General features: G+C 63.3%; 22 protein-coding genes and 1 pseudogene. 4 read left to right on the top strand and 19 right to left on the bottom strand.

Going from position 1 to position 23,767, the window contains the following annotated elements; genetic code table 11:
- Positions 1–153 precede the first annotated feature (153 nt).
- Together ACVWZP_RS22810 and ACVWZP_RS22805 are read left to right on the top strand one after the other, a co-directional pair.
- The gene (locus ACVWZP_RS22810; RefSeq protein WP_457370175.1) at positions 154–1,560 is read left to right on the top strand and encodes an adenosylmethionine--8-amino-7-oxononanoate transaminase; all 1,407 of its coding nucleotides are present in this window, start codon (positions 154–156) and stop codon (positions 1,558–1,560) included.
- A gap of 39 nt (positions 1,561–1,599) precedes the next feature.
- Positions 1,600–2,319: a 16S rRNA (uracil(1498)-N(3))-methyltransferase gene (locus tag ACVWZP_RS22805; RefSeq protein WP_017844975.1), complete on the top strand. Its 720-nt coding sequence runs from the start codon at positions 1,600–1,602 to the stop codon at positions 2,317–2,319.
- A gap of 18 nt (positions 2,320–2,337) precedes the next feature.
- Here ACVWZP_RS22805 and ACVWZP_RS22800 read toward each other — a convergent pair whose 3' ends face one another.
- Together ACVWZP_RS22800 and ACVWZP_RS22795 are read right to left on the bottom strand one after the other, a co-directional pair.
- Complete coding sequence (locus tag ACVWZP_RS22800; protein WP_457370174.1) at positions 2,338–3,240, bottom strand: transporter substrate-binding domain-containing protein; 903 nt, start codon at positions 3,238–3,240, stop codon at positions 2,338–2,340.
- Positions 3,241–3,267: 27 nt separating this feature from the next.
- A complete protein-coding gene (locus ACVWZP_RS22795; protein WP_079444862.1) occupies positions 3,268–4,509 on the bottom strand; it encodes a D-amino acid dehydrogenase in 1,242 nt (413 codons plus the stop codon).
- Between the two features lie 107 nt (positions 4,510–4,616).
- On the opposite strand from ACVWZP_RS22795, the gene ACVWZP_RS22790 reads away from it, so the two are divergent.
- A complete protein-coding gene (locus ACVWZP_RS22790) occupies positions 4,617–5,519 on the top strand; it encodes a LysR family transcriptional regulator (RefSeq protein ID WP_457370173.1) in 903 nt (300 codons plus the stop codon).
- Positions 5,520–5,660: 141 nt separating this feature from the next.
- Here ACVWZP_RS22790 and trhA read toward each other — a convergent pair whose 3' ends face one another.
- On the bottom strand, positions 5,661–6,278 hold the full coding sequence (gene trhA, locus ACVWZP_RS22785) for a PAQR family membrane homeostasis protein TrhA (protein ID WP_017844979.1): 618 nt from the start codon (positions 6,276–6,278) through the stop codon (positions 5,661–5,663).
- Positions 6,279–6,422: 144 nt separating this feature from the next.
- On the opposite strand from trhA, the gene ACVWZP_RS22780 reads away from it, so the two are divergent.
- Positions 6,423–7,343, top strand: a complete 921-nt coding sequence (locus ACVWZP_RS22780; RefSeq protein ID WP_457370172.1) for a LysR family transcriptional regulator — start codon at positions 6,423–6,425, stop codon at positions 7,341–7,343.
- Positions 7,344–7,449: 106 nt separating this feature from the next.
- Here the strand turns inward: ACVWZP_RS22780 and madM are convergent, their stop codons facing one another.
- From madM to ACVWZP_RS22700, 16 genes and pseudogenes are all read right to left on the bottom strand, one after another.
- Positions 7,450–8,214 carry a malonate transporter subunit MadM gene (gene madM / locus ACVWZP_RS22775; protein WP_017844981.1) on the bottom strand — a complete coding sequence of 255 codons (765 nt, stop codon included), beginning with the start codon at positions 8,212–8,214 and terminating at the stop codon, positions 7,450–7,452.
- 1 nt (position 8,215) lies between these two features.
- On the bottom strand, positions 8,216–8,629 hold the full coding sequence (madL, locus tag ACVWZP_RS22770; protein ID WP_017844982.1) for a malonate transporter subunit MadL: 414 nt from the start codon (positions 8,627–8,629) through the stop codon (positions 8,216–8,218).
- A gap of 66 nt (positions 8,630–8,695) precedes the next feature.
- A complete protein-coding gene (mdcH, locus tag ACVWZP_RS22765; RefSeq protein WP_169863669.1) occupies positions 8,696–9,595 on the bottom strand; it encodes a malonate decarboxylase subunit epsilon in 900 nt (299 codons plus the stop codon).
- Entirely contained in the window at positions 9,592–10,188 is a 597-nt protein-coding gene (locus tag ACVWZP_RS22760; RefSeq protein WP_457370171.1) for a malonate decarboxylase holo-ACP synthase, read from the bottom strand. Before ACVWZP_RS22760 ends, mdcH begins: the two co-directional genes overlap by 4 nt.
- Positions 10,182–10,952 carry a biotin-independent malonate decarboxylase subunit gamma gene (gene mdcE, locus ACVWZP_RS22755; RefSeq protein ID WP_046381771.1) on the bottom strand — a complete coding sequence of 257 codons (771 nt, stop codon included), beginning with the start codon at positions 10,950–10,952 and terminating at the stop codon, positions 10,182–10,184. Before mdcE ends, ACVWZP_RS22760 begins: the two co-directional genes overlap by 7 nt.
- Positions 10,949–11,791, bottom strand: coding sequence for a biotin-independent malonate decarboxylase subunit beta (locus ACVWZP_RS22750; protein WP_322246885.1), 843 nt, complete (start codon positions 11,789–11,791; stop codon positions 10,949–10,951). The genes mdcE and ACVWZP_RS22750 overlap by 4 nt, the downstream gene beginning before the upstream one ends.
- The gene (locus ACVWZP_RS22745) at positions 11,784–12,083 is read right to left on the bottom strand and encodes a malonate decarboxylase subunit delta (protein WP_046381769.1); all 300 of its coding nucleotides are present in this window, start codon (positions 12,081–12,083) and stop codon (positions 11,784–11,786) included. The genes ACVWZP_RS22750 and ACVWZP_RS22745 overlap by 8 nt, the downstream gene beginning before the upstream one ends.
- Positions 12,083–12,931, bottom strand: coding sequence for a triphosphoribosyl-dephospho-CoA synthase (locus ACVWZP_RS22740; RefSeq protein ID WP_411220677.1), 849 nt, complete (start codon positions 12,929–12,931; stop codon positions 12,083–12,085). The genes ACVWZP_RS22745 and ACVWZP_RS22740 overlap by 1 nt, the downstream gene beginning before the upstream one ends.
- On the bottom strand, positions 12,932–14,602 hold the full coding sequence (gene mdcA / locus ACVWZP_RS22735) for a malonate decarboxylase subunit alpha (RefSeq protein ID WP_046381767.1): 1,671 nt from the start codon (positions 14,600–14,602) through the stop codon (positions 12,932–12,934).
- Positions 14,603–14,766: 164 nt separating this feature from the next.
- A complete protein-coding gene (locus ACVWZP_RS22730) occupies positions 14,767–15,147 on the bottom strand; it encodes a rhodanese-like domain-containing protein (protein ID WP_046385155.1) in 381 nt (126 codons plus the stop codon).
- A 43-nt stretch (positions 15,148–15,190) separates the two neighbouring features.
- The gene (locus ACVWZP_RS22725; protein WP_017844991.1) at positions 15,191–15,631 is read right to left on the bottom strand and encodes a group II truncated hemoglobin; all 441 of its coding nucleotides are present in this window, start codon (positions 15,629–15,631) and stop codon (positions 15,191–15,193) included.
- Between the two features lie 499 nt (positions 15,632–16,130).
- A pseudogene (locus tag ACVWZP_RS22720) lies at positions 16,131–16,232 on the bottom strand (DUF6124 family protein); the annotation flags it as partial.
- A 56-nt stretch (positions 16,233–16,288) separates the two neighbouring features.
- Positions 16,289–16,708, bottom strand: coding sequence for a hypothetical protein (locus ACVWZP_RS22715; RefSeq protein ID WP_046381766.1), 420 nt, complete (start codon positions 16,706–16,708; stop codon positions 16,289–16,291).
- Positions 16,686–17,069 carry a polymorphic toxin type 44 domain-containing protein gene (locus tag ACVWZP_RS22710; RefSeq protein ID WP_082643803.1) on the bottom strand — a complete coding sequence of 128 codons (384 nt, stop codon included), beginning with the start codon at positions 17,067–17,069 and terminating at the stop codon, positions 16,686–16,688. Before ACVWZP_RS22710 ends, ACVWZP_RS22715 begins: the two co-directional genes overlap by 23 nt.
- Positions 17,070–17,450: 381 nt before the next feature.
- Entirely contained in the window at positions 17,451–17,906 is a 456-nt protein-coding gene (locus ACVWZP_RS22705; protein ID WP_017844993.1) for a chemotaxis protein CheW, read from the bottom strand.
- Complete coding sequence (locus ACVWZP_RS22700) at positions 17,899–23,718, bottom strand: Hpt domain-containing protein (protein ID WP_457370170.1); 5,820 nt, start codon at positions 23,716–23,718, stop codon at positions 17,899–17,901. The genes ACVWZP_RS22705 and ACVWZP_RS22700 overlap by 8 nt, the downstream gene beginning before the upstream one ends.
- Positions 23,719–23,767 lie beyond the last annotated feature (49 nt).

The following is a 23,767-nucleotide window of genomic DNA, read 5'->3' as shown; positions in this document are numbered from 1 at the left end:
GAGGGATTAAGACTATTCCTAAGAAACGTGACAGACCGTCCTGTGTTTACTGCGAATTGCCCCACAATGGCTTGTGACACGGGCCTCCATTGCATAGGCTTGCGCGATTGTTTCACCTGCGCCGGGCGCAGGACCGCTTCGAGGAGATAGACGATGGGCTTGAACAACCAGTGGATGCAACGCGACCTTGCGGTGCTGTGGCATCCCTGCACCCAGATGAAAGACCACCAGCAACTGCCGCTGATCCCGATCAAGCGCGGTGAAGGCGTGTGGCTGGAAGACTTCGAAGGCAAGCGCTACCTCGATGCCGTCAGCTCCTGGTGGGTCAACGTGTTCGGCCACGCCAACCCGCGCATCAACCAACGCATCAAAGACCAGGTCGACCAGCTGGAACACGTGATCCTCGCCGGTTTCAGCCACCAGCCGGTGATCGAACTGTCCGAGCGCCTGGTGGCGATGACGCCCGCAGGCCTGACCCGGTGCTTCTACGCCGATAACGGTTCGTCGTGCATCGAAGTCGCGTTGAAGATGAGCTTTCACTATTGGCTCAACCGCGGCCTGCCGAACAAAAAACGCTTCGTCACCCTGACCAACAGCTACCACGGCGAAACCATCGCCGCGATGTCGGTGGGCGACGTGCCGCTGTTCACCGAAACCTACAAAGCGCTGCTGCTCGACACCATCAAGGTGCGAAGCCCGGACTGCTACCTGCGCCCCGAGGGCATGAGCTGGGAAGAACACTCGCGCAACATGTTCCTGGCCATGGAACAGACCCTGGCGGACAACCACGACACAGTCGCCGCCGTAATCGTCGAACCGCTGATCCAGGGCGCCGGCGGCATGCGTATGTACCACCCGGTATACCTCAAGCTGCTGCGCGAAGCCTGCGACCGCTACGGCGTACACCTGATCCACGACGAAATCGCCGTGGGCTTCGGCCGCACCGGCAGCATGTTCGCCTGTGAACAGGCCGGCATCCGCCCGGACTTCCTGTGCCTGTCCAAGGCCCTCACCGGCGGCTACCTGCCGCTGGCGGCGGTGGTCACCACCGAAGATGTCTACAGCGCCTTCTACGACGACTACCCGACCCTGCGCGCCTTCCTGCATTCCCACAGCTACACCGGCAACCCGCTGGCGTGCGCGGCGGCCCTGGCGACCCTGGATATTTTCGAAGAAGACAACGTCATCGAAAACAACAAGGCCCTGGCCCAGCGCATGGCCACGGCCACCGCGCACCTGGCGGACCACCCCCATGTGTCGGAAGTGCGCCAGACCGGCATGGTGCTGGCCATCGAGATGGTCCAGGACAAAGCCACCAAGACCGCCTACCCCTGGCAGGAGCGCCGTGGCCTGAAGGTGTTCGAGCACGCCCTGACGCGCGGCGCGCTGCTGCGGCCGTTGGGCAGCGTGGTGTACTTCCTGCCGCCGTATGTGATTACGCCGGAGCAGATCGACTTTTTGGCGGAAGTGGCCAGCGAAGGGATCGATATCGCCACCAACAGCAAGGTGAACGTTGCCGTGCCCAAAGACTTCCACCCAGGCTTTCGCGATCCAGGTTGATTTGCCCTTCAAGCTTTGTATTTTTTCCAGAGAACAGACATGAGACTGTCCCGCTTTTTCACCGACACCCCGCTGAGCCTCGGCGATCACGAATTGCCTGAAGCCCAGGCGCACTACATCAGCCGCGTGCTGCGCATGGGCGAAGGCGATGCCGTGCAATTGTTCGACGGTTCCGGCCAGGAGTTTCGCGGCACGTTGCTGGAGGTCGGTAAAAAACACGTCAGCGTGCAACTGACCGAGCAATTCGCCGGGCAGGCCGAATCGCCGCTGCACATTCACCTCGGCCAGGGCCTGTCCCGCGGCGAGCGGATGGATTGGGCGATTCAGAAAGCCACCGAACTGGGCGTCAACGCCATCACGCCGATTTTCAGCGAACGCTGCGAAGTTCGCCTCAAGGACGAACGCGCCGACAAACGCCTGCTGCACTGGCGCCAGGTGGCGATCAGCGCCTGCGAGCAATGCGGGCGCTCGACGGTGCCGGTGATTCATCCACCGCTGCTACTGGCCGATTGGCTGAAGCAGACCGAGGCGGACCTGAAGCTGGTGCTGCACCCGGTGGCAGAGCCGATGGTCAGCCATGCCAAGCCATCGAGCCTGGCGTTCCTGATCGGGCCCGAAGGCGGCTTGACCGACCCTGAAGTCGACACCGCCCAAGACGCCGGCTTCCACGCCGCCCGCCTCGGCCCGCGCGTGTTGCGCACCGAAACCGCGCCGGTCGTCGCGCTGGCCGTCGCCCAACAACTGTGGGGCGACTTCTGACCGGCCCGAGGAGCGGGTTTATTCCACCGGGTCGCTGACCGGGGTGGCGAAGATCGCCTTCAACTCGGCGGTCATCGGAAACTCCAGGTTCAGGCCCTTCGGTGGGATCGGCTGTTCAAACCAGCGCCGGTAAATCCCGTTGATCTCACCGGTACGGTACAGATCGCCCAAGGTGTCGTTGACCACCGCGAGAAACTGCGGATCGTCCTTGCGCACCATGCAGCTGTAGATCTCCCGCGACTGCTCCTCGCCCACCACCACCCAGCGATGTGGGTCCCTGGCCTTGGCGCGCTCGCCGTAGAGCAACGCATCGTCCATATAGAACGCGGCTGCGCGGCCGGTCTCGAGCATCTTGAAGGCTTCGCCGTGGTCCTTGGCGCTGATCACCGACAGGTTGCCGTTGTGCTCGGCGCTGTAACTTTTGAGAAAGCGTTCGTTGGTGGTGCCGGCGGTCGTCACCACGTTCTTGCCCTTGAGGTCGGCGAAGCCTTGGATGCCGCTGTCTTTCGCCGTCAGCAGTTGCCCCTTCACGTAGATGAAGCCGTAGGAAAACGCCACCTGCTTCTGCCGCTCGGCGGTCACCCCGGTAGAACCGCACTCCAGGTCGACGGTGCCGTTCTGCACCAGCGGGATACGGGTCTGGGAAGTCACCAGGTTGTACTTCACGCTAAGGTTGGCCACCCCGGTTTTCTGTTGGATGCGCTCGACAATCTTGTTGGCCAGGTCCACCGAATAGCCCATGGGCTTGCCGCTCTGGTCGCCCACGTAGGAAAACGGCACCGACGCATCGCGATAACCCAAGGTGATGGACTTGGTGCTGGCGATCTTACTCAACGTGCCCTCTGTCGGCGGTTCATTCGCCTGAACCGGCGCGCCGAACAAAAGCCCCAGGGTGCAACCGATCAACAGGATTTTTCTCATTGTTATTCTCCGTTGGTGTGTGACGATTCAAGCGGCGCGGGGCGCCAGGCCCTGCATATCAATTGATGGCATGTGCTGGCCGATCAGTTCGGCCAGCAGTTGGCCGCTGCCGCAGGCCAGGGTAAAACCGAGCGCGCCATGGCCCAGGTTCAGCCACAGGTTGCGATAGGCACTGGCGCCGATCAGCGGCACCCCGGTCGGCGTGGCGGGACGCATGCCGGCCCATTCGACCGCGTGGGCGTAGTCGCCGGCCAAGGGGAATGTCTCGACCGCCTGGCGCCTGATCAACGCGAGCCGCTTGGGCTCGAGGCCGGCGTCGAAACCGACGATATCGACCATCGCCGCCACCCGCAATTGCTCGCCGATCCGGGCGTACACGATCTTGCGGTCGTAGTCGGTGATGCTCACATTCGGCGCCCGATGCTGCGCGCCAATCGGCACGCTCAGGCTGTAGCCCTTGAGCGGATACAGCGGCAGCGCCAGCCCCGGCAACCCCAACTCAGCGCTGCGATGCCCGGCGGCGAGGACCAGTTGCTCGACCGGCATCACCTCCTCGCCCAACTCGATGGCCTGCACCGCACCGGCGCTGTGACGGATCCCGGTGACCTTGCGCCCCAGCAAGAAGCGGCAATGCCCCGACGCTTGCAGGCGCGCCGCCAGGCGTTGGCAGAAGGCGTGACAATCGGCCACTTCCTCGTTCGGCGTGTAGATCCCACCGACAAAACCACCGCTCGCCAGCGCCGGCTCCAGGCGGGTGCAATCGGCCGCCGACAGCACCTGCTGTTGCAGGATATCCGTGACCTTGCGGCGCGCATGCTCGAAGGTGTCGGCGTTGCGAAACGTCACCAGCTTGCCGTTGCGCCGCCAGTCGAAGCCGTCCAGGCGATCATCCTCGCGCCACTGCTCCAAGGTGGCCTGGCTCAGGCTCGCCAGGCGCAGCAAGTGGGCGGCATTGCGCCGGTTCACCGAGCCACGGCAGGCGCCGAGGAACGCCGCCATCCAGCGCCATTGCTGCGGGTCGAGGCGCGGGCGCAGCTTCAATGGCGAATCACCGCGCAGCAGCCAGCCAAGCGCTTGCAGCGGCACGCCGGCATCGGCCAGCGGCGCAACGTAGCGATACGACAACTGCCCACCGTTGGCGAAACTGGTTTCGCTGCCCAGGGTGTCGCGCGCGTCGATCAGCGTCACGTCATGCCCGGCGCGCACCAGCGCGTAGGCGCTTGCCAGGCCGATGACCCCACCCCCGATGATACAAACCTGCCTGGCCATCCCCGCTCCTCGCCGTTGAATAAGACGGCTCAAGCGTAGGGGCAGGTGACAGGCCCGCGACAATGAATAAAGATGGGTCACCTATAAGCAAAGGTTATGGACTCGCCATGCGCTTGCGTCATATCGAAATCTTCCAGGCCATCCGCCAGACCGGCTCCATCAGCGCCGCCGCGCAATTGCTGCACGTCTCGCAGCCGGCGGTGAGCAAAGTGTTGCAGCACGCCGAGTTGCAACTGGGCTTCCCGCTGTTTCTACGCGTGCGCGGCAAATTGCAGCCCACGCCGGAAGCCCTGGCACTGGAACGCGAAGTCGAGAAAGTCAGCGAAAGCCTGCAAGGCGTAAGGCGCCTGACCAAGAGTCTGCGCCGGTCGCCGGCGCAGAGTGTGCGGATCGGCGCGATCCCGGCGCTGGCGCTGTCGTTGCTGCCACCGGCGATTCTGCAGTGGAAGCGCGCTTACCCGGACATCGCCTGCGAACTGTCCAGCGACCATAGCCGCGAGTTGGTGCAGAAGCTGTTGATGCGCGAAATCGACCTGGCGCTGACCCTCAACTTCGCCGGCCACCCGGGGCTCACCACCCAAGTGCTGGCCAACGGAGCCTTGGTCGCGCTGGCGTCCAAGGGCTATTGGAGCGACGCGCAAACCCGCCAGCCGCTGCCGTTGGCGGAGCTGGCGGGAGCGCCGTTGATTGGCCTGTCCAGCGCCGACCCGTTGGCGGCAAAGCTCGACAGTTACCTGGAGAAAGTCGACCCGCCACCACGGGTGAGCCTCTCGGTGCAGACCTACTCCCTGGCTCGCGCGATGGTGGAATCCGGCGCCGGCCTGACCGTCATCGACCCCTTCACCGCCCTCGGCGCGTCGACGGCGACCACCTGCATCCGCACGCTCACACCGCCGCTGCCGATCACCCTGTACGCCCTGACCCGCGCCGACGAACCGCCGCCGCACATGTTGGCCAACCTGCTGCAGATCTTCGGTGAACGTGCCCGGGAGCTGCTCGAACGCCTGTAGTCAGCGCCCTCAACCTCTCTGAAGAACCAATGTGGGAGGGGGCTTGCCCCCGATGGCTGTGGTTCAGCCAGCATATTTGCCAACTGACACACCGCCATCGAGGGCAAGCCCCCTCCCACATTTTTTAGACCGCGTCGTGCGTTAGAGCACGTAATGCATGATCGCCACGAAATGCAGCAAACTGCCGCCGATCACAAACAGATGCCAGATCCCATGGGAATGCCGCAGGCGATCCTCCAGGGCGAAAAAGATAATGCCGACGGTGTACAACACCCCGCCCGCCGCCAGCCAGATAAACCCCGCCGTGCCCAGCGCGGCGATCAGCGGCTTGACCGCCACCAGCACGATCCAGCCCATCACCGCATAGATCACGATCGACAGAACCCGTGCTTCAGAACGCGGTTTGATCTCCTGCAGAATGCCGATCACCGCCAGCCCCCACACGATCCCGAACAACGTCCAGCCCCACGGCCCTCTTAAACTGACCAGGCAAAACGGCGTGTAACTGCCGGCGATCAACAGGTAGATCGAAAAGTGATCGACCTTCTGCATGATCGCTTTTCGCCGCCCCTGCACGCTGTGATACACCGTCGACGCGCTGTACAGCACCATCAACGTAAACCCATAAATCGCCACGCTGACAATCTTCCAGGGGCTGCCGTCCAGGCTCGCCACCACCAACATCCACACCGCGCCCACACACGCCGCGACTGCACCGAGCAAATGGCTCCAGGCGTTGAATCGTTCCCCGTGGTACATCTGTCACTGACCTCCCGTAACCGTTGACCGCTGGCTGACAAGCGTCCCGCCTTGCGCATAAGAGTGCAAGGGCCTTATGACGTTCCGGCGACGCCGCACGGTTTTGCGGGCACAATCGGCAGCATTCGAACAAGAGCCACGGCCATGTTGATCGACGAAGAGTTCACCCTCAAAAAGCTGGAAATCTTCCTGGCCTTCATGCGTACCGGCAACCTGGCCCGCGCCGCTGCCGAGCTGCAAACCAGCAACGTCAGCGTACACCGCGCCATCCACTCCCTGGAAAACGCCCTGCGCTGCCCGCTGTTCAAGCATGAAGGCCGCAACCTCACCCCGCTGGAAAGCGCCTACGTGCTCGAAGAGCGCGCACAAAAGCTGGTGCAGGACGCAGTCGACAGCATCCGCCTGACCCGCGAAGCCGCCGGCTTCTCCGCCGAACGCTTCAAGCTCGGCTCGCTGTATTCGCTGACGGTGAAAACCGTGCCGCAACTGATCATGGGCCTGAAACTGCGCCGCAGCGAACTCAACATCGACCTGATCCTCGGCTCCAACTTCGACCTGCTGTATAAGCTCAAGAACATGGAAGTCGACGCGATCCTGATCTCCCTCGACGAACGCGCCAACGACCCCGATTGCGAACAGATCGCGTTGTTCTCCGACGACATCTTCCTCGCCACGCCCGCCGACTCGCCCTTCGACCGCGACCAGCAGATCGACCTGGCCGACGTGCGCGACGCCACGTTCATCACCCTCACCCAAGGCTTCGCCACCCACCAGGACGGCAACCGTGTGTTCAAGCAAGCGGGGTTCGAGCCGAAGGTGGCGATGCAGGTCAATGACATCTTCACCCTGCTGAGCATGGTCAGTTCGGGGGTCGGTTATGCGCTGCTGCCGGGGCGGATTGCGGCGGTGTATGAGAACCGCGTGAAGCTGATACCGCTGCAACCCCGGTATCGGTTGCAGCAGCATATCGGGGTGGTGTTCTTGAAGGTCAAGGAGCGTGATCCGAATTTGCTGGCGTTGTTGGCCGAATGTCGGATGTATGCCAATCGGCAGGTGACAGCCTGACAGACCGTCATCGGGGGCAAGCCCCCTCCCACATTTGGAGTGCGTTTCAATGTGGGAGGGGGCTTGCCCCCGATAGCGCCAGCCCAATCACCGCAAAACCCCAAAGTCAGCCCACCAACCCTCGCACAATGAAGTACAGCAACGAAGGCCCGAGCAAACAGCCAAGCCCGGTGTGGAACGTCGCGGTCAGCGCGCCATACGGCACCAGGCGCCGATCCGTTGCCGCCAGCCCCGCCGTCACGCCACTCACCGTACCGGCCAGCCCACCGAACACCATCGCCGAACGCGGGTTATCCAGGCCCATCCAACGCGCCGCAACCGGCGTGCCGACCATCACCAGAATCGCCTTGATCAAGCCAGTAGCAATCGACAGCGCCATCACATCCGAGGTCGCGCCGATCGCCGCACCGGTCACCGGGCCGACGATGTAGGTCACGGCGCCGGCGCCGATGGTGGTCATGCTGATCGCATCGCGATAACCGAACACCCAGGCCATGCTTGCACCGACGATAAACGGCAGGATCGTGCCCAGCAGCAGCGCAATCACACCGATCATCCCGGCCTTGCGCGCTTCGGTGGCTTGCACTTCAAACGCCGTGGCGACGATGGCGAAGTCGCGCAGCATCGCGCCGCCCATCAGGCCGATGCCGGAGAACAGCGATATATCCGCCAGGCCTTTTTGCCCGCCGGTCATGGTGCCGCCGACCCAGGCCAGCACCAGGCCGATCACGATGGCAATCGCCGAGCCGTGAACGCGCCCGAACGTCAGACGCTTGGACAGCACCACAGAAATCCACATCACCACGCCCACGAACGCAAAGGCAGTGACCAGGCCGTTATGCTCCAAACCCTTTTCAATGAGAGCCCACATATCAGCGGCCTCCCACGACAGGTGTCGGTGTGATCAGCGGTTCTTCATCGGGCAGCGGTTCGCCCTTGTGCGTGCGGCTGATCAACGCGATGGTGCAACCACACACCACCACCGAACCAATCGCCGCGAGTACCGCGACGGGGCCGCCGTGCAGAGCGGTGACCACATTTTGTTGCGCGGCCATCGCCACCACCACGGGGATGTACATCGCGCCCCAGAAGCCGACGCCCATTTCGCAATCCTTGGTCATGCCGCCGCGTTTGTGCATCCACAGCCGTGCGCAGATCAGCAGGATCATCGCGATGCCCACCCCGCCCACGTTGGATTTGACGCCGAGCAACACGCCAAGCATGTCGCCCATGATCACGCCCGCGAGCGTGCAGATCGCCAGCAATGCCACACCGTAAATAATCATTGTTGTTGTCCTCAAAGTGCTCGATCGATTTTTTGTTGTTGTGCTTCGAAAGCCTTGGGTGGTGCTTTATCGGTGGCGGCGCTCCTCCTCTTCCAGCAGGGCCTGCAAGGTGTCCAGGCGCGCACCTTCGCAGGCGATCACCGTGCCGTGTTCGAACACGCGGCGTGACAAGCCGGTGAGAACGGCGCCGGGGGGCAGTTCGATCTGCAGGCGCACGCCGCGCTCATAGGCGCTTTGCACGGTGCCGCGCCAGTCGACGACGCGACACATGTTGAAGGCCAGGTCGTCGCGCAGTTGCGCAGGGTCGCGGATCGGCCGCGCCCGGGTGCTGCTCAAGTAGCTGAGGCGCGGAGCCTTGAGCGTGACGAACGCTTCAGCCAGCACCTGGGCCGGGCGCTCCAGCAGCGCGCAATGGGACGGCACGCTGACAGCCAGGCGCTTGGCGATGCCGTTGCCTTTGACGCGCTGGGCGACACGCTGCATCGCTTCATCGCTGCCGGCGATCACCGTCTGGTTGTCGGCGTTGATATTGGCCAGGTACACCGGGGTTTCGGGGCTATGGATGTCGGCCAGTAGGGTTTCGACAGTGGATAAATCCGGGCCGATCAGGGCGGTCATGCCGTAGCCCTGTGGATAAGCCTGCTGCATCAGTTCGCCACGCAGGCTGACCAGCCGGACGGCGTCGGCAAAGTCCAGGGCACCGGCAATCACCGCCGCCGGGTAAGCGCCGATGGACAAACCCGCCACATAGTCCGGCGTGCGCGCCAACAGGCGCGCATGGGCCACACCCGCAATCAACAGGCACAACTGCACAGCGCGGGTACTGACCAAGGCCCGCGCAGAGTCGAGTGGGCGAACGTCTTCAGCCAAGGCCTCGCTGGCTTCGTCCAGCACCGACGCGGGCAAATGCCGAAGCATGCCAGGGCGTTGCGCGCCCTGCCCCGGAAACACCAGCAGGCTGCTCATATCAGCGCCTGCCAGGGATCGATGACCAGGTGCGCGCCGCTGGCGGTTTTGAGTAATACGCGACGTGACGAGCCGGCCCATTCGCGCAAGGCGACGGCGCCAAACGGGGTTTGCAGTTGCAGGTCCACGGCGCAGACCGCCGTGTCCAGGATCGCCAGCAAGTCCCCGGCGTCGCGTCGCCCCAGCGGCTCGGGGGTGTGCAGGATCAAATCCAGATCGCTGGCGTCATGCAGCGCTTCGATGCCCGTGGCCAATTCAAAACCCGCACTGCCGCTGACGCCCCAATCCTTCTGCGCCAGCAGCGGCCGCAGTTGAGCCAGCGCCCGCAATGCCGGCAAATCCCGTGGCGATGTCACCCCGCGCAGGGCTTGCGGCGTCACGCGCCGCCGCACCAGCGCCAGCGGCATCTGCGCGGCGAAACGCTGCTCGCGCAAACGCCCGCGCACGCCGACCGCCACCAGGCCCGGTTGCGCAATGGCGCGGCGGACCACCACCGGCTGCCCGGCACCGAGCGCCTCCAGCACCCAGGCCGGCGCATCGGCAGGCACATGCGCCGGGGTCATGCCCCAGAGCAGGTCGTGGGCGTTCACCATTGCGCCCGCAGCAGTTGGCGCACATGGCTGGAGGCGGCGCGATGGGGCGCACCCAGGCGACCGCTCAAATCACGGCCATCGACATCCTTGATCGCACTGACCAGGCAATCGCTGACCCGCGCCACATCGTCCTTCGTCGGCTGTTCAATCTGGCTGACCGACAAGGTCTCCCAGAGCAAACCGAGGCTGGCATAACTGTCGATGTCATAGGCCATCGGCGGCACACTGGCGGCCAGGGCTTCGAGCTCTTCGACGCTGCGCAGGGTCACCCGCGCCGCCGAGGCCTTGCCCATGGCGTGAACCATCACGCCGGGGTCGCGCAGGGCGATCAGGCGGTTGGCCTGGTAACCGTGGGCGAGGAACGCGCCGGACATGGCCTTGCCCACCAACAACCCGATCACCGGGTGCCCGGCCAGACGGGCCCGAGCGTAGCTGTCGACCGCGGCGGCCAGGGCTTGATGGATGCCGAGGGCTTCTTCGCGACGGCCATAGGCCTGGCTCGGCACATCGACGATGGCGATCAACGGGCGCTGGTCGCCGGTCGCAATGGCTTCATCCACGGCTTTGGCCAACCCCCAGCCTTCGAGCAGGCCGACTTCGCCATTGCGTGCGCGGGGGAAGCGGTTTTGCGCGTCAGGGACCACGGCGATAAAGCGCACCTTGTGTTCACCCAATACGCCATCGGCGACTTTCAGCGAGTCCGGCAACCCTTCCACGGGTTGGGCGCCGGCACTCAACGCGTTGAACCACTGCAAGCCTCTCATGAGCGTTCTCCCTGATACAGATCGCGAACCGTCGCCGGGTCGATTTGCGGTTCGGCGTCCAGTTCAGCCAGGCGCGCCAGATAGAAGTCGGCGCGGCGACTGCGTTGTTGAGCGGGCAAGCCGAGCTGCAATAGCGCGCTGACGGTCTGCTGAATCTGCGCGACATCATCCGCCACGTAACGGTCGGCCAAGCCGCTGTTGAAGCGTTGTTCGCCACCGGTCAGGCTCCAGATAAAGGGCCGGTCGCGGGAATCGTATTCATCCAGGCCGGCTTCCTGCTCGATCACCTGCGGACCGTTCAGGCCCAGGCGCGCTTCGCGGGTCACCAGCAGATAGCTGCACAGCCCGGCGGCGATGGACATCCCGCCAAAGCAACCGACGCTGCCCGCCACCACGCCGATCACCGGCTGATACTGGCGCAGATCGACAATCGCGGCGTGGATATCGGCAATCGCCGCCAGGCCTAGGTTGGCTTCCTGCAGGCGCACGCCACCGGTTTCCAACAGCAGCACGGCGCGGGTCGGGATGCCGTTGCGGTTGTCTTCGGCCGCCAGTTCAAGGGCGCCGGCGATTTTTGCGCCGCCGACCTCACCGAGGCTGCCGCCCTGGAAGTTGCCTTCGATCGCGGCGATCACCACCGGCTTGCCGGCGATGTTGCCTTTGGCGATCACCACACCGTCGTCGGCCTGGGGCACCACGCCCTGACGGCTGAGCCAGGGCGACATGACCCGTTCGAACGGGTCGACCAGTTCACGGTAAGAACCTGCGTCCAACAAGGCCTTGGCCCGCTGCCGTGCGCCCAGTTCGACGAAGCTGTGTTTGCTGAGCAAGTCAGTCATGGCCGATCTCCTCGAAGCCTTGTTCCAGGCGCAGGCGCACCACGCCGGGCGTGGCACCGAAGTCGTGGATATCAATGTTCAACGCGGGCGGCGTGTGCTCCTGGAAGATCCGCTCGAACAGGTGCTGCCAGCGCTGTTCGGCGCCATTCACCGAGGTCTGTACCTGAATGCTCAGGATGCCGGGCGTGCCCGGTTCCAGCAGCACTTCGAGGTCGCCCGAACCGACACACCCCACCAGCGCGCGACCTTTGGGCGGCTGCCCGGCGGGAAATTCAAAGGATAAGGTTTCCATCAAAACGCTCCATCGAGGCGGTCGATAAACAGGCAGGCGGCCAACAGGTCAGCGGCGCCGCCGGGGGAGGCATTCAGGGCCAACAGCTGTTGGTCGAGTTCGTGCAAATGGCGGCGACCGGCCAGGGTCGCGCTGCCGCCTGCGTCGAGCACCGCTTGGGCGCCGTGTTGCATGGCGTGCAGGCCCGCAGTGCCGGCGCGGTAAAGCACGCAGGTGTCGGCCAGGTCGGTCATGATCGCGAGCAACGCATCCAGGCGCGCGTTCTGTTCACCGGCCTGTTGCTGGCGGCTTTGGTGCAGTTGCGGCAGGCCGCGTTGCAGCACCGAGGGGAAACCCAGTTGGGCTTCCTCACGGGCACCGCGTGCGCCGTAGCGTTGCGCCACCTGCGCGCCATGGCTCATGGGTTGCGGGGCATGGCGATCATCGAGCAGGGCCAGTTTTGCCGCTGTCAGGGTTACGGCATTCGGGTGAAGGGATTGGGGTTCCAGTGCCGCAGCCGCGGTGAGTAAGCCGAGGGCCCAGATCGCACCGCGATGGGTGTTCACGCCGAGGGTGGTGACGAGCATCGCCTGTTCACCCTCACGACCGATGCGACCGAGGGCTTCGCGCAGGGGCAAGCCGACTTCACCGATGTCGCGGGCGGCTTCGGCCATTGCCAGGAACATCGGCCACAGCGACAGCGCCGAGGCATGCATCAGGCCCAGGTGCAAATCGCGGTGGGCGCCGTTGCCACGACGGTCCACCAGGGCCGGTTTGGGCGACAGGTCGGCTTCGTCGATCAGGGCGTCGACGGCCAGGTCCGCCAGGCGTTCGGCAACGCTGAGTGGGTGCAGTTTGAGGGCGCGCATTTACCAGCTCCTGAACTTGGCGGGAGGGTTGTACAAACCGCCGGACCACTCCACCAGGTCGGCCACGCTCTTGGCGGCCAACAACTCACGGGTGGCGTCGGTGCGGCGGATGCCGAGGTCTTCGGGCCAGGCGATCAGGCCCTCACGGCGCATGCGCGCGGTGTCTTTGGGGTTATGGCGCATGCCGATGGCGGTCACCCCGGCGACGGCGGCGATCATCGCCTGGCGCTCTTCCAGGGAGCGCGCCTTGTACAGGTAGGCGATGCCTTCTTCGGTGAGCAAGTGGGTGACGTCGTCACCGTAGATCATGATCGGTGCCAGGGGCATGCCGCTTTTGCGCGCCACCTCCACCGCGTCGAGGGTGTTGACGAAGGTCGGTTTGCCGCCTTCCTGGAACGTCTCGACCATTTGCACCACGAGCTTTTTGCCGCGCTCCAAGAGTGCTTCGGGAGCATCCTCGTGACGCATGTCGAGCCAGGCCGGGGTGCCATGGCGGCGGCCACGCGGGTCGTGGCCCATGTTCGGTGCGCCGCCGAAACCGGCGAGGCGCCCGCGGGTGACCGTGGAGGAATGCCCGTCGCCGTCGACTTGCAGGGTGGCGCCGATAAACAGGTCCACCGCGTATTGGCCGGCCAGTTGGCAGAACATGCGGTTGGAGCGCATGGAACCGTCGCGGCCGGTGAAAAACACATCCGGGCGGGCGGCGATGTAGTGTTCCATGCCCAGTTCAGTGCCGAAGCAATGCACGCTTTCGACCCAGCCGCTTTCAATGGCGGGGATCAGCGTGGGGTGCGGGTTGAGGGTCCAGTTGCGGCAGATCTTGCCCTTCAGGCCCAGGGATTCGCCGTAGGTGGGCAGGATCAATTCGATGGCGGCGGTATTGAAGCCGATGCCGTGGTTGAGCGACTGCACGTTGTGTTTTTCGTAGATGCCGCGGATCGCCATCATCGCCATCAGCACATGCACCGGCTTGATGTGGCGCGGGTCACGGGTGAACAGCGGTTCGATGTAGAACGGCTTGTCGGCCACCACCACGAAGTCGACCCAACTGGCCGGGATGTCGACGCGGGGCAAGTCGGTGACGTCATCCACCAACTGATTGACCTGCACGATGACAATGCCATCGCTGAACGCTGCCGGCTCGATCAGCGCCGGGGTGTCTTCGGTACTCGCGCCGGTGTAGATATTACCGGCGCGGTCGGCCATGAAGCCGGCCGAGAGCACCACATTGGGGATCAGGTCCACCACCAGCCGGGCGTAGAGTTCGATGTAGGTGTGGATCGCGCCGATTTCCAGCAGGCCGTCTTCCAGCAACTGGCTGATGCGCAGGGATTGGGTGCCGGCGAAAGAGAAGTCGAGCTTGCGCGCGATGCCCTTTTCAAACAGGTCCAGGTGCTCGGACCGGCCGACACTGGGCATGATCATGTGCAAATCGTGGAGCTTGGCCGGGTCAGCCTTGGCCAGGGAGCGCGAGAGGAAATCCGCCTGCTTCTGGTTATTGCCCTCCAGCACCACGCGGTCGCCGGGGAGGATCAGGGCTTCGAGGGCCTCGACGATTTTGTCGCTGGGCAGCACGGCCCCATCCGCATACTGCTTGACCAGCCCGAGCCGCCGCTGCTTCTCGTCGCGCCGCCGCGTCCAGCGCGAGTCGGGGGTAATTATTGTTGTCATGGTCGCTCCACGGGTTTGCTGTCGTGGGCTGTACCTTAGGAGTGATTCAGAGGGGCATCAATCAAGCTGGGCGGCGAATCGTTACGGCTGGAGTAATGAATCGACGACAGACACGGGGTCAAGCCTAATGGGGAGCAACGTGCCCCCCAAAGCAGCCCACGGCGCTACTCGAAGCGAGGTAAATGCGGAACCACCGTCGGCTTTTGCGCACTCACCCATGCGTCGAACCCTCCGGTGATCGATGTTACGTGCAGGTAGCCCATATCAAGCAGCGATACAGCCGCGAGTGCTGCACGCCCCCCCGTTTTGCAGTACAGCACGACCTTAAGGTCTCGCGAACTGAGTGCGGTATCGTTGGACAGTTTAAATTCCAGCATTCCGCGCGAGGCATGCACAGCGCCCAAGATATGACCTGCGGCATACTCGTCGGCTTCACGTACATCAATAAGTACATCCGCATTCTGGATAGCCAGGTCAACGTCTTCGATGGCAACTTCTTCGATACGGGCTTTAGCGTCTACTACAAGATCGTGGGCAGTTTTAATCATGGTATTTGGGAAGCCTCCAGTTGGGAGAGTTAGCCGACGTTCAAAGCGGCGCCGCAACACCTGCGCGGCTGCCATCGGTATTAATCATGTGGTCGGCCATTTCGGAAAACATACGTTGCAGCTTCGCATTCAGGACTGCGTCATCCACCTGCTCGTTGATTGCCTGACGCATGCACAGCATCCATTCGTCGCGCTCGACAATACTGACTGCAAAGGGCGCATGTCGCATGCGCAAACGCGGGTGGCCACGTTCCTGTTGAAACAGTGGCGGGCCGCCAAGCCAGCCACTCAGGAACTTGAATAGACTGTCGGCGCTGCCGGCAAGACTCGGCGGGTGCATCTGGCGCACTCTTCGCGCCTCGCACAGCACCTCCATCAATTCGTAAAAGCGGTCGACCAGTTTATGGATACCCGCCTCTCCCCCTAACTGGAGATAAGTACTGGTGTTGTTCTTATGCACGGTACTCAATAGTTCAGTCATATCGTCAGCACTCAATGTTGGAACTTTATCCCGCCCGCAAGCACATGCGTCACACAGCACTGCCATTGGCAGATAACGCCGCCGTCGTTTATCGCAACGGGCCATGACCAGGCAGTTAGCACGCGCCATGCCAAGAGCGGAAATGTGTTTTTTATTGATTGATAACAAATACTTAACTATTCGAGCACGAAGATGGCAGATGCGTTGGCAGTCACATCTTCTGCCAATCGGCTATGACGGCAGTGGTTGGCAGTCAGGGTGCGGGCGAGCGCCTACGACGTGTGGCAGGCCGAGCATTGGGAGCAGCGGATTGATTGAGCTCTGAAGACGAGCGCTAACCTGTGTGGGAGGGGGCTCGCCCCCGATAGCAGTGGCTCAGTTACAGATACTGAGACTGACACACCGCCATCGGGGGCAAGCCCCCTCCCACATTTGTTCGGTGATGTCTTTTAAATAGCGGTCCCCAAAAGGGAGTGATCAGTCGCTGTTTGGGAACGTTTCAAGATGCTGGAGAAGGGCTGACTTGATCCCGCGCTCTGTCGACCAGCAACTGCCCCAAAGCCGCCATTTGCTGGATTCCGAGCATGATTGCGCGCTGCGAGCGACACGTTCATGCAGGGCGCAAAATATTGCAGGAAGAATCCGAACGCTGACTCATCACAACTCCATCACCACCTTGACCGCTCCAAGACCTTCGAGGGCGTAGCTGTTGTACTCATACACGCCCCCCTGAATATCCAACCGAAGCACGCCCTCATGCTCACTTACTTGCACATCGGGTTCTTTGGTTTTCAGAAATGGATGAGCCGACACCAACCCTGTGAGTATTTCCTGATCACTCCCCAGGTCCTTATGAACGTAGTACCTGTAGGAAAAGCCCACCGTCGCACCACCCTGCCCATCCCGCGCGCCGTAGATTGAGGTGCCGTTGCCCAAGGAATGTTTCAACACCACCTCATCCAGATCCGGTGTCCCGGGCGACATGACCCAACTGCCCGCGATATAAATCAGGCAGACCACTAACAGGCAGTTACGCAGGATCGGTATGAAGCCTTCAGTGGCCTTGAGAAATCGCATACTCAATACCTCTCCTTATCCAATATTGATCTCGCGGGTCATCACCAAAAGGATCACCTCCCCACCATGATCCAAAATCCGGATGGGTGGTTTTTGCGATGGTCTGAGCAACACCAGCGGCGCGCAGCAACACGTGCTCAGGACTGCCCAACACCGTACCAGTTGCACCGTAATTGAAGTTACCAAAAGCCTCGTATTGGCGCCCTCGCTTCTTGTAGTTCCATGGCCCGGCAGCTCTGACCTGAGAATAAAACCAGGAGTAGGCGAACGCCGAGCCTGACTGGAGATGAACACGCTTGCATTTGGCTATTGCCATATTTTCTAGAAGTGAAACACCAGGCGGCATTAACGGTACGGCCATGTGCCGGTCCTTGTTGGCAGTGAGGGGTGCTGAAATTGGCATCCCACTCAGGCCAGAAAACCTGCCCAATCAAAGTAAAGAAATTGCCTACATAAACAACATCCCATTCCGACAGAGGCTCGCCCCCGATGGCAGTGGCTCAGTTACAGATACTGAGACTGACACACCGCCATCGGGGGCAAGCCCCCTCCCACATTTGTTCGGTGGTGTCTTTTAAATGGCGGTCCCCAAAAGGGAGTCCCATTCAGGCCAGAAAACCTGTCCAATCCAGGCAAAGAACTTGCCTACATAAACAACATTTAATTCTGACATCAGTGCGCTCAACGCCAACCTGTGTGGGAGCAAGCCCCTCCCACATCGGGATCATCGCAAGGCTTATGTTCAGGCCAGGCCGGATTCAACCAGCAGGGCTTCTAACCCCATCAAATCCGGCACTTTTGCCACATGCTCCCCCACCTGCACCGCCGCCAGTTCCAGCGGGCACAGCGGCACATCCACGTAGCTCAACTGGCTATCGAGTTTGTAGGAGCGGGGAATCCCCTGGATCACCATCGCAATGAACTTCAATGACGGCCGCCCGCCCAGGGCGTTCAGCACGACGATGCGCGAGCGCTCGCCGGTCACGCTGGCTTCACCGCAGGCCGCTTCGAAGCTGATCAGCGGCAATTGCCGGTCGCGCCAGGTCACTTGCCGCAGGTACCAGGGGGGTGCGTCGCTGGCCGGTTCGCCGCGCTGGAAGTCGATCAGTTCAGCGATGGCGACGTTGGGCAGCACCAGGTGGCGGTCGGCCAGGGGCAGGAGCAGGCCGGTGAGTTGGCTGGTGCGGTGGTCAAGCATGGGACTTGCTCCAATAGGCGATGCTTTCCAGCAGCACCGACTCCTGATACGGCTTGCCGAGGTAGTCGTTGACGCCGATGGCCATGGCGCGGTCGCGGTGTTTCTGGCCGGTGCGGGAGGTGATCATGATGATCGGCAAGCGCATCAGCCGTGGGTCGTTGCGCACCTGGATGGCCACTTCGAAACCGTCCATGCGCGGCATCTCGATGTCCAGCAGCATCAGGTCCGGGGTGTGTTCTTCCAGCACGGCCATGGCGTCGATGCCGTCCTTGGCGGTGAGGACGTTCATGCCGTTGCGCTCGAGCAGGCGGCTGGTGACTTTGCGCACGGTGACCGAGTCGTCCACCACCAGCACCAGCAGCGGGCGCTTTTTCAGCGGCGCGTTGAGCAGCAGCGGGACATCCACCACCTGCGCCGGCAAGGCCGGTTGCCGGGCGCGGATGTGGGCGAGCAGGTCGATGATCAAGACCACGCGGCCATCGCCGAGAATGGTCGCCCCGGAGAGCCCCTTCACCCCGGCAAACTGCGGCCCCAGGCCCTTGACCACGATTTCCCGGCTCCCCGCCATGCTGTCCACCTGCACCGCCACGTGCCGTTCGTTGTACTGCACCAACAGCACCGGCAACGGTTGGTACTGGCCCAGCAGTTTCGGGCGGGCGACCGTGTGCAACAGGTCACCGAGGTAAAACAGCTCATAGCGCTGGCCGGCGTATTCATAACGCGGCGGGTCCAGTTGATAGTGCCCTTCCAGCTCATGGGGCAACACGCGCACCAGGCCTTCGATGGTGTTGAGCGGCATCGCGTATTGATCGTCCGCACACTGCACCATCAGCGCACGGTTGACCGACACGGTGAACGGCAGGCGAATACGAAAATGCACGCCCGCCCCCGGTATCGAATCGATAAACATCGAGCCGCCAAGCTGGCGCACTTCTTCATGCACCACGTCCATGCCCACGCCACGCCCGGAAATCTGGGTGATCTTTTCCGCGGTGGAGAACCCCGGCTGCAGGATGAACTGCAACACGTCATGGTCGCTGATCTCTTGATCAGCGGCGAGCAGGCCGCGCTTGATCGCCTTGCGCCGTACCGCATCGAGAGACACGCCGGCACCGTCGTCGCGCAGGTCGAAGACGATATCGCCGCCTTCGTGGGTCAGGTCCAGGGTGACGCGGCCCTTCTCGGGCTTGCCGGCCAGCAGCCGCGCCTCGCGGGACTCCAGGCCGTGATCGACGGCGTTGCGCAGCATATGTTCCAGCGGCGCGACCATGCGTTCCAGCACGTTGCGGTCCATCTCGCCCTCGGCATTGCCGACCACGAATTCCACGTCCTTGCCCAACTCCTGCGCGACCTGGCGCACGATGCGCTTGAGGCGCGGCAGCATGCGTTCAAAGGGCACCATGCGCGTTCGCATCAGGCCTTCTTGCAATTCGGTGTTGATGCGCGCCTGTTGCTGCAACAGGTCGTGGGCATCCTGGTTGCGGCGTTCGAGGGTTTCCTTGAGGTCGAGCAAGTCGGAGGCAGACTCGAACAACGCCCGGGACAGTTGCTGCAACTGTGAATGACGGTCCATTTCCAGCGGGTCGAATTCGTCATAGTCCAAGCGCTCGGCTTCGGCCTGCTGACGGCTGAAGAGGCGGCCCTGGGTTTCGCTGTCGAGCCGACGCAGTTGGTCGCGCATGCGCTCGAGGGTGGTTTCCACTTCGTTGAGGGCAACCTGCGCGTCGTTGACCTGCTGTTCGATTCGGCCACGGAAGATCGAGGTTTCACCGGCCAGGTTGACCAGGTCGTCCAGCAGGTCGGCGGAGATTTTCACCATGTCGGCCGTCGGTTCGACAGCCGCTTCGGCCTTGCCCGTCACCAACGCCACCGCCGCCACCGGCTCATCGCTGGGGTGGACCAGGCTCTTGATGCGCTCGATGAGTTTGTCCACCGAGCCCACCGGCAAGCCCGCCGCCACCGCATCGATCATCTGCGCCAGGCGGTCGTGACAACCTTGCAGCAAGGCGAACAACTCAGAGGACGCCACGAGCAAACCGGAGGACAAGCCTTCGTAGAGAAACTCCAGCTCATGGGCCAAGTCGCCGATCGGGCCGATCTCGACCATGCGCGCACCGCCCTTGAGGGTGTGCAGGTCGCGCAGCAGGGTTTCGACTTCCTGGCGGTTATGGGGCTCAGCCTGCCAGCGCAGCAACGCCGCGCCCGAGCTGTCGAGAATGTCGGCGGCTTCTTCGAGGAAGATATCCAGCAATTCAGGGTCGATGCCCAAGGTATGCGCGGCCGCGGCCGGCGCTGCGGGCGGGCCGCTGTGGCGCAACGCCCGGACTTTGGCGATCAACTCACTGGAATCGCTCAGCGCCTGATGCTCTTGCAACTGGTCCAACTGCAACGCCAAGTGCTCATGACTGGACATCAGTACCTGGGACAGCTCGCCGGAATAGCTGTAGCGGCGGTCCGCCAGGCCTTCGTAAAGCCCTTCCAGCTCGTAGGCAAGGTCGCCGACCGGCCCGATTTCGGCCATGCGCGCGCCGCCCTTGAGGGTGTGCATATCGCGCTGCAACGAGGTCAACGGCGCTACGCCCTCGGGTTCCAGCAACCAGCGTTTGAGGGATTGCCCGGCGCTGTCGAGGATATCCACGGCTTCTTCGAGGAAGATCTCGACGATCTCATCATCTACCACCGCGTGCCGATCCAGGCGGGCCGTCGCGGCGCCCAGTTCGGAGATGCTCAGCACACGGCTGCCGTCGCTTTTGATCAGGCCGGTGGCGGACGGGTCGAGGGCGCCATCCAGCAGCTCGCGCAAGGCTTGCATGCGCGTCGGGGCCGGGCTGATTTCCTGGCCGGCGGCCAGTTCGTCGAGCATGTTGATCAGCGCTTCGTGGGCCTGTTCGGCCTCCTGGAAAAACCGCTCGCTGACCGCCAGGCTGCTTTCTTCCACGGCGCCGTAAAGGTCGAGCAGGGCTTCGCACAGTTCGTCGATGGCGTGCAGGTCGGCGAGGTGTGCGCCCTGCCCCAGGGTAGTCAATTCATCCAGCAGCGCAGTCAGTTCCTGGCGTTCGCCGGGGTGTTGTTGCCAGCGGCGCAGCAGGCTTTCGGCGTCGAGCAGGATGTCCATGCCCTGGGCCAGGAAGTTGTTGATCAACTGCGGATCACGCTTGATCCGCAGCCCGGTGCTCGGCGCTTCGAGCTGGGCTTGAAGCTGCTGATCGAGCAGGCTTTGGGTGCGACCGATCAGGTCGGCGGCCCCTTGGATCGGCATCAGCGGGTCGCCGTTCAACTGGCGCAAGCCCCGTTGGAACAGGCCCTCGGCCTCCAGCAGCAGTTCCACTTCATCCAGGTCCAACGGCAGGCGGTGGGCCTTGTACTCGCGGGTCAGGTGATCGAGCGGGCGCGCCAGTTCGGCGATCGGCAGCACGCCGGCCATGTAAGCGCTGCCTTTGAGGGTGTGCAAGGCGCGTTGCAGCTCATCGCTGACTTGCAGCGGCACATGCTCGGCGGCCTGGCGCAGGAAATGGTTGAGGCTGTCGAGGTGGCTCTGGACTTCGTTGCGGAAGATCTCCAGCAGCATCGGGTCATGGGGTTCGGCAGCCGCCACGGCAGCGCCGCTGGCCAACGCGTGGGCGCGCGCGGCCAGGGCGTCGACCGCGTCCCGCTGGCGCTGGGCACCGGCGGCGAAGTCGGCGATCAGTTCCGGCAGCAGGGCCACTGCTTCATCCAGCACCTGTTGCACCTCGGGGCCGGCGGCCACGCTGCGCTCCAGCACGCGGTTGAGCAGGTTCTCGACGGCCCAGGCCAGTTCCGCCAGCACCAGGGCCCGCACCATGCGGCCGCTGCCTTTGAGGGTGTGGAAGGCTCGGCGCATTTCGCCGAGGGCGGTTTTATCGACGCCGCTCGGTAGATGGTGGTGCAGCACCTCGAGGACTTCGGCGGTCTCTTCGAGGAACACTTCACGCAGTTCGTCGTCGATCGGCTCTTCACCGGCCGGCGGCGGCAGCAGGCTGCCGGGGCGTTGCAGGGCGGGCGGGTTCAAGCGCGAAGCGGGATTGGCCAGCGCGTCGAACTGGGACTGGCTCGGCGTGCTTTCGCTCGACAGCGCACCATCCGGCGCCACCAGCGCCTGGCGCCAGGGCTTTTCGGCAGGCAGGTAACCCAGCGCGGCCAGGCCCCGGGTGGCCAGCTCCAGCACCCGTTCGCCAGCGGCGTCGGGGTCTTGGAGCATGCGTTCCAGGTAGTACTCCAGGCCGCTGATCACGTCGGCGAAATGCTCCAGCTGCTCTGCGGACGGCACTGCGTCGTTGATCATCAGTTGTTCATCGACGTAATCGGTGCAACCGCGCATCAGGCTCGCTGCGCGTGGCAGTGGAATCATCGCCAGGGCGCCGCGCACCTGGCTCAACAGCTCCGGCAGGGACTCCAGGCGCTGGCGCTCCCACTGGGCGTCGATGCAGTCGATCACCAGCTCTTTGGCTTGCTTGAGGCACTGGCAGGACTCGCGGATCACCAACTGATGAATCTGCGTCAGGTCGGTGGTGGGCAAACGGCTCTCTTCGCGGTTTTCCGGCTCGACCGTGCCCGCCATCCCGGCCAGCGTGGCTTCGACGTAGAGCAAGGCGCCGGCGACATCCATCAGCACCGCATCGTTGGGTTCGCGCTGGCCCTGGGCCAGGCTCAACACCACCGCAAGCTGGTCGATGATGACTTTGCGCGGCTGGCCAAAGCCCAGCACCGCGAGGGTGTCGGCGATTTGCCGCAGCGGCGCCAACAGCGCATCGAGGTCGCTGGTGTGTTGACGGTCGCTGCGCACGAACAGGTCGAGGCGTTCCTTGACCCGCACCAGCTCCTCGCACAACGCGCCGAGCACCGAGCCCATCGCATTGCGGTCCGGCCCGGCCAGGCGCGCCCGTTCGGCATCGACCACGGCGCTGTCGGGCAAGGCTTCATCGAGGCCGTAGCGTTCTTTCAGGCTTTGCATGCGCGGCGTTGGCCGGGTGACTTTGGCGACGTAGAACAGCAGGCTCTTGAGCAGTTCATCCGGCGCCGGCTGGTTGATGCCGCCAATGCCCTGGACGAGCAGGCGCTTGAGTTGCTTGTCGCTGGCCTTGAGCAGGCTGCGCAGCGCCGGGCTGTTGGCGATCACGCCGGTCAACATGCCCTCGACCAGCGCCGAGGTGACTTGCCACAGCGGCAACAGCGGCGCGCCCTGGCACAGCGCTTCGAGGCGCGCGAAGACTCGCGCCATGTCTTCCAGGTTGCTCGGGCCGTGATCTTCGCGCAGCAACCCGGCCAGGGCTTGTTGCAGCAGCAAGTGCCACTGGCGCACCTGCTCGTTCAGGTCCGGCGGCGCGCGTTGCGCCAGCGTTTCTTCGGACAACGGCGCAATCGACAGCAGTTGCGGGCTGAACAGGCTGGTTTCGGACAACAGGCTTTCGCCGCGCGCACTGCGCAGGTCGTTGAGCAGCGGCAACACCACCAGCGGCAAGTCGCGGCGCGCGCTGTGAATGCGGTCCAGGTACAGCGGCAATTGGCCGAGGGCTTGTTGTAGCAGGCGGATGCTTTCATCGCGCTGGCTGACGCGCCCGGCCTGCAGGGCCAGAGCCAGGGCTTCGATTTCTTCGGCGAGCAGCGCCGCGCCGTAGAACTCGACCATTTGCAAGGCGCCATGCACTTGATGGATGCACGCCAGGCAGTCGCCGAGGGTGTCGTTGTCGGTGGTTTCGACAAACGCGTCCAGCGCCGAACGGGCCTGTTTCAGGGTTTCGGCAATGTCGCCCTTGACCCATTCGAGGGCCACGTAGTCGTGCCGATCAACCATAACTGCTCCGCTTAGAATTCATGAGTTGCTGGTGTTCTTGAAACAAAGA

The organism is Pseudomonas sp. TE36184 (assembly GCF_054060055.1).
Note: the sequence above shows the minus strand (reverse complement) of the source record. Positions and strands in the feature narration are given on the sequence as shown.